The sequence below is a fragment of the Streptomyces sp. NPDC026500 genome, from assembly GCF_055567635.1.
The window spans coordinates 146738-161128 of record NZ_JBVHQB010000013.1 but is presented as its reverse complement, the minus strand read 5'-3'; the positions used below and the strand labels follow the sequence as shown (position 1 = coordinate 161128).

12 protein-coding genes and 1 pseudogene are annotated in these 14391 nt (G+C 70.2%); 9 read left to right on the top strand and 4 right to left on the bottom strand.

What is annotated here, in order from left to right; genetic code table 11:
- Nucleotides 1–14: 14 nt before the first annotated feature.
- Both ACZ4N5_RS24085 and ACZ4N5_RS24080 read right to left on the bottom strand, forming a co-directional pair.
- Entirely contained in the window at nt 15–1508 is a 1494-nt protein-coding gene (locus ACZ4N5_RS24085; RefSeq protein ID WP_467759121.1) for a long-chain-fatty-acid--CoA ligase, read from the bottom strand.
- Complete coding sequence (locus ACZ4N5_RS24080; protein ID WP_467759120.1) at nt 1505–2584, bottom strand: TauD/TfdA family dioxygenase; 1080 nt, start codon at nt 2582–2584, stop codon at nt 1505–1507. The genes ACZ4N5_RS24085 and ACZ4N5_RS24080 overlap by 4 nt, the downstream gene beginning before the upstream one ends.
- A 157-nt stretch (nt 2585–2741) precedes the next feature.
- On the opposite strand from ACZ4N5_RS24080, the gene ACZ4N5_RS24075 reads away from it, so the two are divergent.
- From ACZ4N5_RS24075 to ACZ4N5_RS24050, 6 genes are all read left to right on the top strand, one after another.
- Complete coding sequence (locus ACZ4N5_RS24075; protein WP_467759119.1) at nt 2742–3743, top strand: AraC family transcriptional regulator; 1002 nt, start codon at nt 2742–2744, stop codon at nt 3741–3743.
- 375 nt (nt 3744–4118) lie between these two features.
- A complete protein-coding gene (locus ACZ4N5_RS24070) occupies nt 4119–5171 on the top strand; it encodes a beta-keto acid cleavage family enzyme (RefSeq protein WP_365877123.1) in 1053 nt (350 codons plus the stop codon).
- Between the two features lie 720 nt (nt 5172–5891).
- Nucleotides 5892–6866, top strand: a complete 975-nt coding sequence (locus ACZ4N5_RS24065) for a quinone oxidoreductase family protein (protein WP_467759118.1) — start codon at nt 5892–5894, stop codon at nt 6864–6866.
- 50 nt (nt 6867–6916) lie between these two features.
- A complete protein-coding gene (locus tag ACZ4N5_RS24060; RefSeq protein ID WP_467759117.1) occupies nt 6917–7825 on the top strand; it encodes a TauD/TfdA dioxygenase family protein in 909 nt (302 codons plus the stop codon).
- Between the two features lie 98 nt (nt 7826–7923).
- A complete protein-coding gene (locus ACZ4N5_RS24055; RefSeq protein WP_467759116.1) occupies nt 7924–9210 on the top strand; it encodes an MFS transporter in 1287 nt (428 codons plus the stop codon).
- Entirely contained in the window at nt 9207–9788 is a 582-nt protein-coding gene (locus ACZ4N5_RS24050; RefSeq protein WP_467759115.1) for an RBBP9/YdeN family alpha/beta hydrolase, read from the top strand. Before ACZ4N5_RS24055 ends, ACZ4N5_RS24050 begins: the two co-directional genes overlap by 4 nt.
- A 99-nt stretch (nt 9789–9887) precedes the next feature.
- Here ACZ4N5_RS24050 and ACZ4N5_RS24045 read toward each other — a convergent pair.
- A pseudogene (locus ACZ4N5_RS24045) lies at nt 9888–10034 on the bottom strand (RNA-guided endonuclease TnpB family protein); the annotation flags it as partial.
- A gap of 110 nt (nt 10035–10144) precedes the next feature.
- Between ACZ4N5_RS24045 and ACZ4N5_RS24040 the strand changes: the two are divergent.
- The 3 genes from ACZ4N5_RS24040 (at nt 10145) to ACZ4N5_RS24030 (ending at nt 13375) form a co-directional block, all read left to right on the top strand.
- The gene (locus ACZ4N5_RS24040; protein WP_467759114.1) at nt 10145–12148 is read left to right on the top strand and encodes an acetoacetate--CoA ligase; all 2004 of its coding nucleotides are present in this window, start codon (nt 10145–10147) and stop codon (nt 12146–12148) included.
- Nucleotides 12149–12376: 228 nt separating this feature from the next.
- Nucleotides 12377–12751, top strand: a complete 375-nt coding sequence (locus tag ACZ4N5_RS24035; protein ID WP_261705830.1) for a hypothetical protein — start codon at nt 12377–12379, stop codon at nt 12749–12751.
- Nucleotides 12752–13000: 249 nt separating this feature from the next.
- Nucleotides 13001–13375: an ArsR/SmtB family transcription factor gene (locus tag ACZ4N5_RS24030; RefSeq protein ID WP_467759213.1), complete on the top strand. Its 375-nt coding sequence runs from the start codon at nt 13001–13003 to the stop codon at nt 13373–13375.
- Nucleotides 13376–13402: 27 nt separating this feature from the next.
- On the opposite strand, the gene ACZ4N5_RS24025 is transcribed toward ACZ4N5_RS24030, so the two are convergent.
- On the bottom strand, nt 13403–14377 hold the full coding sequence (locus ACZ4N5_RS24025; RefSeq protein WP_467759113.1) for a helix-turn-helix domain-containing protein: 975 nt from the start codon (nt 14375–14377) through the stop codon (nt 13403–13405).
- Nucleotides 14378–14391 lie beyond the last annotated feature (14 nt).

Below are 14391 nucleotides of genomic sequence, written 5' to 3'. Positions count from 1 at the left end.
CCACTCTCAGTGGTTCACGCGCCGCCGACCACGATCTCGCGCTTGAGGATCTTGCCCGTGGGGCCCTTGGGCAGTTCGGCGGCGATCGTGACGATGCGCGGGTACTTGTACGCCGCGACCCGCTCCTTGGTGTGGGCGCGGATCTCCTCGGCCGTGGCCTCGGCACCGGGCCGGAGCGTGACGACCGCCGCGACCTCCTCACCGTGCAGGGGGTGCGGCACGCCCACGACGGCGGCCTCGGCGACCGCGGGGTGCTCGTACAGCACCTCCTCGATCTCACGCGGATACACGTTGTAGCCGCCGCGGATGATCATGTCCTTCTTGCGGTCGACGATGAAGTAGAAACCGTCCTCGTCGACGCGGGCCAGATCACCGCTGTGGAACCATCCGTCACGGATCGCCTCCGCGGTGGCGTCCGGGCGGTTCCAGTAACCGTTCATGATGTTCTCGCCGCGGATGGCGATCTCGCCGATCCCGCCGGGCTCGACCTCACCACCGCCGTCGGCGACGAGCCGCATCTCGACCCCGCGAATGGGCAGCCCGATCGACCCCGGCTTGCGCGGGCGGTCCGGGTGGTTGAAGGCGGCGACCGGCGAGGTCTCGGACAGTCCGTAGCCCTCCAGCACGGCGGCACCGAAGCGCCGCTCGAAACCGTGCAGCACCTCGACCGGGAGCGCGGACCCGCCCGAGACGGCCAGGCGCAGCCGGCCGGTGTCGAAGCCGTCGGGAAGTTCGGCGTGCAGCAGCGCCGCGTACATCGTCGGCACGCCCAGGAATACGGTGACCTCGTCCCGGGCGATGATCTCCAGGGCGCTCCGCGGGTCGAACCGGGGCAGCAGGGTCAGGGTGGCGCCTGCGGCGACGGCCGTGTTGAGCCCGCAGGTCTGGCCGAAGGCGTGGAAGAGGGGCAGGCCGCCGAAGAGTACGTCGTCCGGTCCGACCTGGAGGAGGGTCTCGGACGTGGTGAGGGTGTTGCTGGCGAGGTTCCGGTGGGACAGTTCGGCGCCCTTGGGCGTTCCGGTGGTGCCCGAGGTGTAGAGGATCAGAGCGGGATCGTCGTCGGTCCGGTCCGGGGTGTCGCGCATCGGCTCGTGGCCGCGCAGCAGGGCGTCGAAGGCCTCGGGCTCGGTCACCAGACAGTCGGTTCCGGTCTCTGCCGCCGCCTTCGTGACCTCTTCGGCGAACAGCGGGAAGACCAGCGCGATCCGTGCCCCGCAGTCGCGCAGGGTGAAGGCGACCTCACGGGCCTTGAGCAGCGGATTCATCGGGACGACGACACCGCCGGCCCGCATGATGCCGTAGTAGAGGACCGGGAACAGGGGGACGTTGGGCATGGTCATCGCGACGCGGTCGCCCGGCAGGACGCCGCGGTCCCGCAGCAGCGCGGCCACCCGTGCACTGGCGTCGTCGAGTTCGGCGTAGGTGAGCGTGCTGTCGTCATGGCGGACGGCGACGCGCTCGCCGTGGGCCGCGACGGTGGCGGCCAGCAGGGTGACGAGGTTGGTCATACCGGGGATCTCCTTGAATTCGTCGCGCCGGGCGTGGCGTGGCTGCGCGGTCGGATCACATCGCGAAGAGTGACCCAGTGACGTGCGTCTTGGCTACCTCGCCCCTGCGGGAAGGCCAGCCACAGACGCAGCAAGTGGCGTTTTTGTTCCGGCGATCGATGGTCCTCGAACGCCGAGCGGGCGTGCATCACGCGGTGTGTGTTGACCAGAAGCAGGTCCCCGACCTGGAGGTCGAGGTCGAGCCGGTACTCCGGGGAGCCGGCCACGGAGTCGATGAGATCGAAGAGTTCCCGGTCCGCCGTCTCCAGGCGGGGCACCTCCGGGAAGCGCTGGGCGGATTCGAGATAGCACCGGTTGTACCGCATGCTCAGTGCCCCAAAGGGGCCGTCGGGGCGGGAGACCAGCGGGGCGGCCGTGTAGGGCGGCTCGCCGGGAGCGTGTTCGTCGCGGCGGTCGAAGTGGTACGTGCGGTACAGGCGCCCGGCGAGATCGGGGCGCAGGTCCAGTACGGCGTTGTGGACCGCAGCCGAGCTGACCAGGGAGATGCGTCCGCCGGTGCGGGGCGTCCGCACCGGCAGCAGGGCGAGGAGATCGGCGCCGCCGGTGTGGAACGGCAGGGCCTCCCGGGTCTGGTAGCCGCGTACGGCGGGGTCGCTCAGGCTGCGGCCGGTGTCCCGGACGTGGCCGAGGACGACTCCGTCGGCGTTCTGCGGGACCGGATGCCCCAGGTGCCGGCCGAGGCCCCAGAAGACGGTGCTCGCGGCCGTCTCGCCGAGCCGCTCGACAGGGATGCCGCGGACGACCGCGAAGCCCCGTCCGTGTTCGAGGACCCCGGCGAGGCGCGCCAGGTCGGCGGCGAGGGTGGGGAGCGGGAAATCGGCGGCTGTCAGCCTCAGCAGGGTGAGATCCCGTCTGCGTGCCGCGTGCAGGGCGGAGTCGATCTCGGCGAGCCGGGGCGCCGACAGGAGCAGCTGCCACTCCTCGGGGTGTGTCAGGTCCTGGCCCTTCCACACCGAGGGGCCCGAGCGGGGCGTGGGCGTGGGCGGCGCCTGGTCCGCGTCCGTCGTTCCTGTCATGTTCGCCTCCGATCCGTCGCGTGTTCACCTGCACACGAGCGGTCCCCCTGAGGGACCCGGCCGGTGAACGGCGTCATGCTAGGTTCCTCGACCACCGCCGTGCTTGTCATGGCGGGACAGGAGATTTGGCTTTTCGGGACATCTCTGGAGCGTGCCCATGAGACCTCTGGTCCGCACCGCCGCCCTGAGCGGCTATGTCGAGCTGTGCCGCTCCCTCGGCATCGATCCGCAGGCGCTTCTGAAGCGGGTGGGCCTGGACACCGCAGCCCTCACCGTGCAGGACCGCTGGATCTCCGGCACGGCCGCCGTCGAGGTACTGGAACTGTCGGCGGCCGAGTCCGGTCACGAGGACTTCGGGGTGCTGCTCGCGGAGTTCCGGCGCTTCTCCAATCTCGGCCCCATCAGTCTGGTCGTCCGCGAGGAACCCGACGTACGCAGCGCGCTGGAACTGCTGATCCGCCATCAGTACATGTACAACGAGGTGCTGCACACCCGGCTGTCCGAGGGGGACGGCCTGGCCACGCTGAAGGTGGATCTGCGGCTCGGTGAGGTGATGGAGTCGCGGCAGGCCACCGAGCTGGCCGTCGCCGCGTTCCACCGCATCCTGAACGACTTCCTGCACACCCGCTGGCAGCCGCTCTCCGTGTGGTTCCGGCATTCCGCGCCGGCGGACACCGCGGCGCACCGGCGCGCGTTCGGGCCCATCGTGGAGTTCGACCGCGAGATCGACGGCATCGTCTTCTACGCCGACGACCTCGACGCGCCCAACGCCATGGCGGACCCGCTGCTGCGCGAGTACGCCCGCCAGTACTTCGACGCGATCGCCGTCCCCAAGGACACCACCGCCGCGGACCGGGTGCGTGAACTGATCGAGGTCCTGCTGCCGACCGGGCGCTGCTCGATCGAGCAGGTCGCGCGCAGCCTCGGCGTCGACCGGCGCACCGTCCACCGGCATCTGGCCGCGTCGGGCGAGACGTTCTCCTCGCTCCTCAATGTCACCCGCCGCCATCTCGCGGAGCAGTTCGTCGCGAACCCTCGGCGTTCGCTGACGGAGATCTCCGACCTGCTGGGGTTCTCGTCGCTGAGCGGGTTCTCGCGCTGGTTCCGTGAGCAGTTCGGGTGCAGTCCGAGAGCGTGGCGCGGCAGCAACGCTCCGTAGTGGCTCCAGCTCCTCCACCCCAACTCCCACGGGGGGACTGCCGTGACGGGTGGGACGGTCCGGCGGACCAGGCACCGCCCCTCAGGGCACACCGAAGCGTCAATGTCCCCAAATGACAAATCATCTGTCCCCTAACGGCAAGCGCACCTCCGAACCCGGCCCTACCTTTGCACCACCGCACAGAAGACGCGGTCGGCCGCCGGAGGGAGCCGTGCCACTCCCCCGGCACTCCCTCCGGAACGGCCGATCGCAGCGGGCCACCGCGCCCGCTGTCACCCGGTGACCCGCATCGATCCCCGCCGGACATCCCAGGCCCGCGCAGTGCGCGGCGATGCTCCCGGCGAGTGATCACCGATCCGACGAAGGAGACGGACCGTGCACTTCCACGACGACTCACTGTTCCCCGAGAACCAGGAAAAGCTCGTCATCCAGGCCGCTCCCTACGGGCCCGAATGGCTTCCCGGAGACGCCGACGACCTTCCCCTGACGATGGACGAGCACGTGCAGGCGGCCGTCGACTGCTACAACGCCGGCGCCACCGTGCTCCACATCCACGTACGGGAGCTCGACGGCAAGGGCTCCAAGCGGCTCTCCATGTTCAACGAGCTGATCGGACGCCTGCGCGAGGCCGTGCCGGACATGGTCCTGCAGATCGGTGGGTCCATCTCGTTCGCCCCGGAGGGCGAGGGTGCGGACGCCAAGTGGCTCGACTTCGACAGCCGCCACATGCTCGCCGACCTGGACCCGAAGCCGGACCAGGTCACCATCGCGATCAACACCAGCCAGATGAACATCGTCGAGATCATGACCGACGATGATCTGGAAGGCACCTCGATCGCCAAGCCGGACTACTACAAGGCGTACCGGGACATGTACCTGGAGGCCGGTCCGGACTTCTACCTGGAGCACCTCAAGCGTCTGGCGGCGAGCGGTATCCAGCCGCACTTCCAGCTCGCCACGCTGGCCCAGCTCGAAACCGTGGAGCGGCTCATCCGGGCCGGTATCCACACGGGCCCGCTGATCCTCAACTACGTCGCGATCGGCGGCGGTTTCGCCGGCCGTCACCCGGCCGACCTCATCGAGTTCGTCCGTCGCGCCCCTGACGGCGCCGTCCTCACCATCGAGAGCTCCATGCGCGCCGTGGCGCCCATGAACGCGATCGGCATCGCGCTCGGCGTGCACGTCCGGGTGGGCAACGAGGACAACCTGTGGCGGCGCAAGGGCGAGCGCATGTCCAGCGTCGAGCAGGTCGAGCAGATGGTGCAGATCTCCGAGGCGCTCGGCCGTGACATCGCGACCGGCGCCGAGGCCAGGAAGATCTACAAGCTCGGCGAGACCTACGCGAACGCCGACGAGACGCTGGCCCAGCTCGGCATGGTGCCGAACCGCCGTCCCGGCCGGCGCGGCTTCATGCTGCGCGACGCCTGACCCCACGGCGGACCACCGTGCCGGCCGGCCGGGAACAGACCGCCCTTGTAGCCCGCTCCGCTGCCGAACAGAGCAGCGTTGCGGCCCGCCAGACCACGGTCCCGACCTCGGCCACCCGGCCACAGCCAGGACCACAGTCCCGGCTCGCCAGGCCACGGCAATGATCACCGTCCCGGCCGCCCGGCCAGGACAAGTACCACGGCCCCGGCCACCGGGCCACGGCCAGGACCACCACCCTGGCCCACCTGGTCAGGGCCAGGATCACCGTCCCGGCCGCCCGGCCAGGGCAAGGACCACCGTCCCGGCACGCCAGGCCACGGCAAGGACCACAGTCCCAGCCGCCCGGGCCAGGGCAAGGACCACGGTCCCGGCCACCGGGCCACGGCCGGCACCATCGTGGCCCGCCCGGCCACGGCGCCGGCCCATGCACCGGTCACCCGATCGAATGGTGACCGTGGCACGGGCCCCGCGCCGGCCGCTCGGCCGGGCACCGGCCGGCGTGCCGGCCCCACCAGCCGTCGCGCGCGTCCCCGCACCACCGGGCCGACCGACCGTCGGGCCACCGCGCGACAGTCCGGTCGCGGCCGGAACCACCGTGGCGCCGCTCTGCTGCTCACGCCACGCGGCCGCCGGGGCCAGGCCCCCCGGCTCCGGCGGCCCCTTCCACTCCCCTCGCCTCCCCTTCACCCGACACCCGACACCCGACAACGGAGCATTCCCGTGGCCCACGCCATTCGATTCAAGGAGACCGGCGGTCCCGAGGTCCTGCGCTGGGAGGAGGTCGTCGTCGGCGACCCCGGCCCCGGCGAGGTCCGGGTCCGTCACCACGCCGTCGGACTGAACTTCGCCGACACCTACTTCCGCACCGGGCTCTACCCCGCGCCGCTGCCCGCCGGGCTGGGTGTCGAGGCGGCCGGCGTGGTCGAGGCGGTGGGCGAGGGCGTCACCCAGTTCACCGAGGGGGACCGGGTCACGTACACCGGAAGTCCGCTCGGCGCCTACAGCACCGAGCGGGTCATGCCCGTCGACTCGCTGATCAAGCTGCCGGACGGCATCGCCTTCGAGACCGCCGCGGCGATGACCATGCGCGGTCTGACCTCCGCGTACCTGCTCCGCAGGATCCACCCCCTCAAGGCGGGTGACACGATCCTGCTGACCGCGGCGGCGGGCGGCGTCGGCCTCATCGTCTGCCAGTGGGCCAAGCTGCTCGGTCTGAATGTCATCGGCACCGTCTCCACCGAGGAGAAGGCCGAACTGGCCCGCGCGCACGGCTGCGACCACGTCATCCACTACCGGTCCGAGAACGTGGCCGAGCGGGTGCGTGAACTCACCGACGGCGCAGGGGTCCCGGTGGCCTTCGACAGCGTCGGCAAGACCACGTACGCCTCCTCGCTCGCCTCGCTGCGCCGCCGCGGCCTGCTGGTCTGCTTCGGCACCGCCTCCGGCCCCGTCCCGCCCATCGACGCCATGCAACTCGCAGTCCAGGGCTCCCTGTTCGTCACCCGGCCCGCCCTCGCCGACTACATCGCGGACCCCGCCGAACGGGCGGACCTCGCGGGTGAACTCTTCGACCACGTCACCTCCGGCCGCATCACCATCGAGGTCAACCAGCGCTTCGCCCTCGAGGACGCGGCCCAGGCGCACCGCGAACTTGAGGCCGGGCAGACCACCGGTTCGTCCGTCTTCGTCCTCTGAGCCCACCCCTCCCCCGCGGTTCAACTCCACTCACTCCAGGAGGAAGCACCATGGAACACACGCTCGCTCCCCCCGAGGGCGCTCCGGTCCGCGCCCACAATCGCGGCTCGATCAGGGTCGAACCGCTGACCTGCACGATCGGGGCGGAACTGTCCGGTGTGAACCTCGGCGACGCCTCACGCGACGACGATCTCTTCGACGAGATCAGGTCCCTGCTGCTCCAGTACAAGGTGCTGTTCCTGCGGGACCAGGACATCACGCGCGCCGAACACGTCGCGTTCGCCGAACGTTTCGGCGCGCTGGAGGACCACCCGGTGGCCGGCAGCGATCCCGAGAACCCCGGCCTGGTGCGGATCTACAAGGACCTGGACAGCCCGGCGGAGTCGTACGAGGGAGCCCTGCACACCGATGCCACGTGGCGCGAGCGCCCGCCCATGGGCGCCGTGCTGCGATGTATCGAAGGGCCTCCCGTCGGAGGGGACACGATCTGGGTGAACATGGCCGAGGCGTACCGCCGGCTGCCAGAGGACATCCGCACCAAGATCCGTGGGCTGCGCGCCCGGCACAGCATCGAGGCCACTTTCGGCGCCGCCATGCCGCAGGAGAAGCGGCACGCTCTCAAGGAGCGTTTCCCCGACGCGGAGCACCCGGTGGTCCGCGTCCACCCGGAGACCGGCGAGGAGATCCTCTTCGTCAACGCGTTCACGACGCACTTCGTGAACTACCACACGCCCGAGAACGTGCGGTTCGGGCAGGACTTCGCCCCCGGCGCGAGCCTCCTGCTGAACTACCTGATCGGTCAGGCCGCGATCCCGGAGTACCAGGTGCGCTGGCGCTGGACCCCGAACAGCGTCGCCATCTGGGACAACCGCTCCACCCAGCACTACGCCGTACAGGACTACTGGCCCGCCGTCCGCCGCATGGAGCGTGCCGGAATCGTCGGCGACAGACCGTTCTAGAACCCTTCCTCCAAGCGCGTGAGGTGATGACAATGGAGTTGCACACCACTGCTGGATCCATTCCCGAGACGGACACGACCGCCTCGTCCGGATGGCCCGTGACCCGACGTTATGCCTGGGTGGTCTTCGCCCTCAGTTTCGGCCTGCTGCTGTCGGACTACATGTCCCGGCAGGTCCTCAACGCCGTCTTCCCCATGCTCAAGAGCGAGTGGCTGCTCACGGACGCCAAGCTCGGTTCGCTCAGCGGAGTCGTCGCTCTCATGGTCGGCGTGCTCACCTTCCCCATGTCGCTGATGGCCGACCGCTGGGGCCGGGTGAAGAGCCTGCTCCTCGCCGCGTCGATGTGGAGCGTGGCGACCCTCGGCTGCGCGGTGTCCGCGAGCTACGACCAGATGTTCATCGGCCGGCTCTTCGTCGGCATCGGTGAGGCGGCGTACGGAAGCGTCGGCATCGCCGTCGTCCTGAGCATCTTCCCGATCGGCCTGCGCGCCACCCTCTCCGGTGCCTTCATCGCGGGCGGCGCCTTCGGATCGGTCCTGGGCATATCGATCGGCGGCGCGGTCGCCCAACACCTCGGCTGGCGCTGGGCGTTCGGCGTCATGGGCATCTTCGGCCTGGTCCTGGCCGCGGTCTACGGCTTCGTCGTCACCGAGAAGAGACTGACGCCGGAGGCCGGTTCCACCGACGCCCAAACGGATCCCGGACCACGCGGCCGACTGCGCGTGCTGCTGCCCCGGCTGTTCTCCTCGGTCTCGGTCATCAGCGCCTACGTCGGCAGCGGTCTCCAGCTCTTCATCGCCGCCTCCCTCATGGCCTGGCTGCCCAGCTACTTCAACCGCTACTACGACATGCCCACCGCCAAGGCTGGCGCGACCGCCGGCATCTTCGTCCTCGTCATCGGCATCGGCATGATCGGCGGCGGCATCGTCTCGGACCGCATATGCCGGGCCTTCCCCATCCGCAAATGGGCGGTCGCCATCGGGTGCAGCATCGGCTCCCTCGTCCTGCTCATGACCGCGTTCCAGCTGCCGACCGGCCCCCTCCAGCTCGCGGCGCTGGCGGCCGGAGCCCTGCTGTCGGCCGGCACGGCCGGTCCCGCGACCGCCATGGTGGCCAACCTGACCCCCGCGTCCATCTCCGCGACGGCCTTCGCCACCCTGACGCTCGCCAACAGCCTGCTCGGGCTGGCTCCCGGGCCCGCCGTGACCGGCGCGCTCGCCGACCACATGGGGCTGCTCGGCGCCCTTCGGGTCATCCCGCTCACGGCGCTCGCCGCCACCGTCGCCTTCCTGATCGGCCGCCACTTCTACGAGCGTGATCTGCGCCGTCTGACGAGCAGCCCCGTCCCGGCGGCGGAGCCGGAGGACGCGGTGGTGTCCGCGTGAGCACCACCACCGAACCGGTGATCGTGATCGTCCCCGGCCTGCGCGATCATGTCGCGGAGCACTGGCAGACCCTGCTGGCGAACCGGCTGGCCGAGGCCGGGCGCACCGTCCGCACGGTCCCGCCGCTCACCGAGGACACCCTGAGCCGCGAGGCCCGCGTGGCGGCGCTCGACAAGGTGGTCTCCGAGATCGAGGGTCCCGTCGTCATCGTCGCGCACAGCGCCGGTGTGATCACCACGGTCCACTGGGCGCAGGGAAGCACGGCACAGGTGCACGGAGCACTGCTCGCGACACCGCCGGACTTCGAGACCCCGCTGCCCGACGGCTATCCGAGGCCCGAGGCGCTCGCGGAGAACGGCTGGACACCGGTGCCCCGGACGCCGCTGCCCTTCCCCAGCGTCGTCGCGGCCAGCTCGAACGACCCCCTCGGCACAGTCGAGCGGGTCACTGAACTGGCCCGCGACTGGGGCAGCCGGCTGGTGGACCTCGGCGAGGTCGGCCATCTCAACCCCGGGTCCGGCTACGGTCCTTGGCCGCGCGCGGAGGAACTGCTCCGCGAAATAGAAGAAACCGGCTGAACGCCGCGTCCCAGCCCAGAAGGCAACCGTTGGCTTCCTCCCCCGTCTAAGGGCCGGGGGGGTCCAGCGGTCGCCCGCTGGAGTTCCCGCTTCACCGACGACCGCCCCGTTCGGGAGGACTCCCTCGCGCATCTTGGCGAGCATGAGGTGGCCGTCGCGGTGGCGGAACGCCGAGCTGGTGTATTCGGCGCAACGGCGGGACTTCTTGAGAGATTTGAACCGGGGGTACTTCGCCCGGACCTCGAAGCCGGCGAATCGTCTTTCGCTTCCCTGCTCCGCAGGAGTCAGTTTCTCCCCGCAAGCGGGAGGTACCCCCACCCCGGCCCGAAGGCCGGGGCATCCACGAAGGAAGACCGATGAACACCGACACCGACCTCCTGTGGTCCCCCGGTCGCCGTGAGTTGGAGGACTCCAACGTCGCGTGCTTCATGGACTGGGTGAGCGAAGTACGGGGACTCGACTTCTCCGACTACGCCGAGCTGTGGCGGTGGAGCTCCACCGACCTGGCTGGATTCTGGTCGGCGGTGTGGGAGTTCTACGGGCTGGACGCGGTCACCGGTTACGACAACGTGCTCGGCGAGGCGTCGATGCCGGGAGCCGACTGGTTTCCCGGTGCCCGGCTCAACTTCGCCGAACGCTGCTTCGCCCAGGCCACGGACGCCCGCCCCGCGCTCGTCTGCCTGACCGAGGGCGGCACTCCCGAGGACATCTCCTGGCACGATCTGCGCCGGCAGGTCACCGATGTCGCGGCGGCCCTGCGCCGCCTGGGCGTGCAGCCCGGCGACTGCGTGGCCGGCTACCTTCCGAACCTCCGCCAGACCGTCGTGGCGCTGCTGGCCTCGGCCGCCGTCGGCGCCGTGTGGACGGCCTGCTCCCCCGACTTCGGCACGCCCAGCGTGCTCGCCCGGCTCCGCCAGGCACAGCCGACGGTCCTCGTGTCCGCGGACGGATACCGCTACGGCGGCAAGACCTACGACAAACGCCCGGAGGTCGCCGAGCTCGCGGACGGCCTGCCCACCGTCCGCCACATCCTCGCGGTCGACAGCCTCTTCCCGGTCCCGTCCGAACCGTGGTCGGGGCGGTCCGACGTCGAACAGCACGCCTGGTCCGCGCTGCCGGCGGCGGACGAGGAGCTGGAGTTCGCCGACGTTCCCTTCGACCACCCGTTGTGGATCCTGTGGTCGTCGGGGACCACGGGGATACCGAAGGGGATCGTCCAGGGGCACGGCGGCATCGTGGTCGAACTGCTCAAGGCCCTGGGACTGGGCGTCGATCTGCGCGCCGACGACCGCTATCTCTTCCTCACCTCCACCAGCTGGATGGTGTGGAACTTCCTGGTCGGCGGCCTGCTGCACGGCAGCACCGTCATCCTGTACGACGGCAGCCCGACCTTTCCCGACATAGACGGCGCCTGGCGGATCGCCGAGTGGACCGGCGCGACCGTGGTCGGGCTGGGTGCCGCGTATCTCACCGCCGGGGAGAAGGCGGACTCGCGTCCCGCGGACATGTTCGGACTCGGCAAGCTGCGCACCGTCCTGCAGACCGGGTCGACCCTGCCGCCCAGCACCTGGCGCTGGGTCCACGACCGGCTGACGCCGGGAGTGCGGCTCCAGTCCATCTGCGGCGGTACGGACGTCTGCTCGGTCCTCGCGGGAAGCACCCCGCTGCTGCCCGTCCGCGTGGGCCGCATCCAGGCCCCCGCACTCGGCGTCGCCCTGGCCTCCTGGGACGCTCAGGGGCACTCCCTGACGGGCGAACAGGGCGAGTTGGTGGTGACCGCGCCACTGCCGTCCATGCCGCTCCGCTTCGTCGGCGACCCCGACGGCGCCCGCTACCGGGCCAGTTACTTCGACACCTACCCCGGAATCTGGCGGCACGGTGACTGGGTCACGATCGACCCCGACCTGTCGGTCGTCGTCGCGGGCCGCTCCGACTCCACCCTGAACCGCTCGGGTGTCCGCATGGGCTCCGCCGACATCTACGCCGTCGTCGACCAGCTCCCGGAGATCGCCGACAGTCTCGTCATCGGGGTGGAACAGTCCGACGGCGACTACTTCATGCCGCTGTTCGTCGTGCCCGCCGAGGGCACCGCGCTCGACGACGGCCTGCGCCGGCGGATCGTCACGGCCATCAGGAGCCGGCTGTCCCCGCGCCATGTGCCCGACGTGATCGTGCCGGTCCCGGCCGTCCCGCGCACCCTCACCGGCAAGAAGCTCGAAGTCCCGGTCAAGCGCATTCTCCAGGGCGCCCGCAGCTCGGACGTCAGCAGCGAAGGATCCATCACCCACCCCGAGATGCTGACGTGGTTCGCGGACTTCGCGACGCGCACGGCAGCGTCACGGCCCGCGGCCGGCGGGTGAGCATCGCCCGTCGGCGTCGCGGCCACCTGGCCTTCCCGCCACGGCCGTGATCCATGGTCATCAACCGCACAACAGTGATCAATAGAGCTTGTGTCGGCGCGCATTTCGATGCTCCTTCCGCCAGTCCCGAAACAACTCGGCTGCCCGCCGCGGACGGTCCGTAGGGTCCTGGTCACTGACCGGGCGGGAACTCCTCCGCCCGCGCAGTGACCAGGAGGAGACATCGGTATGGCAAATGTGGAGATCTCCCTCAAGGAGACCATGACGTCCATCGAGGGTGCGATGGGCGTCGCTCTCGTCGACTACACGAGCGGCATGGCACTGGGCACGCTGGGGGGCAGCAAGGAACTCAACCTGTCTGTCGCGGCGGCGGGCAACACCGACGTGATCCGGGCCAAGGTGCGCACCATGGAGCACCTCGGCCTCAAGAGCAAGATCGAAGACGTGCTGATCACGCTCGCGGACCAGTACCACCTCCTCCGGCCGCTCAAGAGCCGTGACGGCAACGGGCTGTTCCTGTACCTGGTGCTCAACAAGGCGACCTCCAACCTGGCCATGGCGCGTCATCAACTCGCACGCATCGAGGCCGAACTCGAGGTGTAAACGGCCGGCTTCTCCGCGCCTCCGCATGCCCACGACTTGAAGACTTCTTCATTTAGGTACATCCAGATCAGGTCAATCCCGTGGGCGTGCGGAGGTGGAGCCGCGAGGATCAGTCCTTACGGCACCGCTCGCGGGGGCGCGCAGACAGCCACCGCACCAGCCGGAGATACAGCCCGTCCCAGGCGGCAGGGAGCGAACGATTTGACCAGGCAGGTCCCCCTCTACCAGGCCAAGGCCGAGTTCTTCCGCATGCTCGGACACCCTGTGCGCATCCGGGTCCTGGAACTGCTGCAGAGCGGCCCCGTCTCGGTGCGCGACCTGCTCAGCGAGATCGAGATCGAACCTTCCAACCTCTCGCAGCAACTGGCCGTACTGCGCCGCTCGGGAATCGTGGTGTCCATCCGCGAGGGCTCCACCGTCAGTTACGCGCTGGCCGGCGGCGATGTCGCCGAACTCCTGCGTGCCGCCCGCCGCATCCTCACCGAACTGCTCTCCGGCCAGACGGAGTTGCTGGCCGAACTGCGCCAGGCCGACCGCGACAGGGGCCTGCCTCCCGGTCCGCGCGAACCGGACCTCGTCGTCACCCGGTCCGCGCGCCCCTCACCCGCCGTCCGGGGACACTGACACCCGGAACGACCACCGGGTCGCGTGTCAGGCCCACCCCTTGCGCGCGGCGTGCCAGCCGAGCTGGATGCGGCTCTCCGCGCCTGCGCGGGCCATGAGTTCACCGATGCGTCGCTGCACGGTGCGCCGGGAGACGCCGAGGCGCGCGCCGACCGCCTGGTCGGTGAGTCCCGCGAGGACCAGGGCGAGCATCCGGGAGTCGAATTCGTCTATGGCGTCCGGGCGTTGCTCGGCGACGCCGTCGCCCGTCGTGTGGGGCGAGAGCGGATACGCCTGCTCCCAGGCCAGTTCGAAATAGGCGACGAGCGCGTCCAGCAGCCCTCCGGCGTGCACCAGCACCGAGGCGGCGGCGGTGTTGCGGCCGCTGAACAGGGGAAGCATCGCCAGTTCGTGGTCCGCGATCATGAGTTTGACCGGCACGGCGTCGGCGACCCTGACCTGCTGTCCGGCTTCCAGCGCGGCGAGGGCCTGGGCGACCGCTCCGGGCTCGGTCAGCGCCTCCCGGTGCAAGATCGTCCGGTAGAGCACGCCACGGCGGACTCCGGCCCCCTCCGCGGCGTTGTCACTGCGAGGCACAACGGTCTGTTCGGGCACCATCATCGACCGTACTTGGTGCCGGGCGGACTCCTGGAGCTGTCTGAACCGGTGGCGAACCGCGTCGATGTCGCTGATCACCTCCACCGCGCCGCCCTCGGCGCCCGTGCGGTGCTGCTCCGCGAGAGTGAGCACCGCGTGCTCCGCCGCGCTCAACTCGTCGCGGCGCCGCCGCAGTTCCCCGCCCAGTGCCACCGCGGGGGGTGCCGCGAGAAACATGGTGACCGTGTCCTCGCTCGCCTGGCGCACGACGAGACCGCGCCCGGCCAGATCGGTGAGGACTTCCCGCACCTCGGACTCGGGGCGGTCCCCGTCGGCGGCCAGTTCATGGACGGCCGCCCGTCCCCGGGCCACGAGCAGGCGGTAGATCTCCTCCTCGGCCGGGCCGAGACCGAGCGCGGCGAGCATGGGCCACTCCTTGA

Excerpts from the sequence above, each read along its gene's own strand:
- ACZ4N5_RS24085 (WP_467759121.1), bottom strand. The coding sequence starts at position 1,508 with ATGACCAACCTCGTCACCCTGCTGGCCGCCACCGTCGCGGCCCACGGC.
- ACZ4N5_RS24080 (WP_467759120.1), bottom strand. The coding sequence starts at position 2,584 with ATGACAGGAACGACGGACGCGGACCAGGCGCCGCCCACGCCCACGCCC.
- ACZ4N5_RS24075 (WP_467759119.1), top strand. The coding sequence starts at position 2,742 with ATGAGACCTCTGGTCCGCACCGCCGCCCTGAGCGGCTATGTCGAGCTG.
- ACZ4N5_RS24060 (WP_467759117.1), top strand. The coding sequence starts at position 6,917 with ATGGAACACACGCTCGCTCCCCCCGAGGGCGCTCCGGTCCGCGCCCAC.
- ACZ4N5_RS24040 (WP_467759114.1), top strand. The coding sequence starts at position 10,145 with ATGAACACCGACACCGACCTCCTGTGGTCCCCCGGTCGCCGTGAGTTG.
- ACZ4N5_RS24035 (WP_261705830.1), top strand. The coding sequence starts at position 12,377 with ATGGCAAATGTGGAGATCTCCCTCAAGGAGACCATGACGTCCATCGAG.
- ACZ4N5_RS24030 (WP_467759213.1), top strand. The coding sequence starts at position 13,001 with ATGCTCGGACACCCTGTGCGCATCCGGGTCCTGGAACTGCTGCAGAGC.
- ACZ4N5_RS24025 (WP_467759113.1), bottom strand. The coding sequence starts at position 14,377 with ATGCTCGCCGCGCTCGGTCTCGGCCCGGCCGAGGAGGAGATCTACCGC.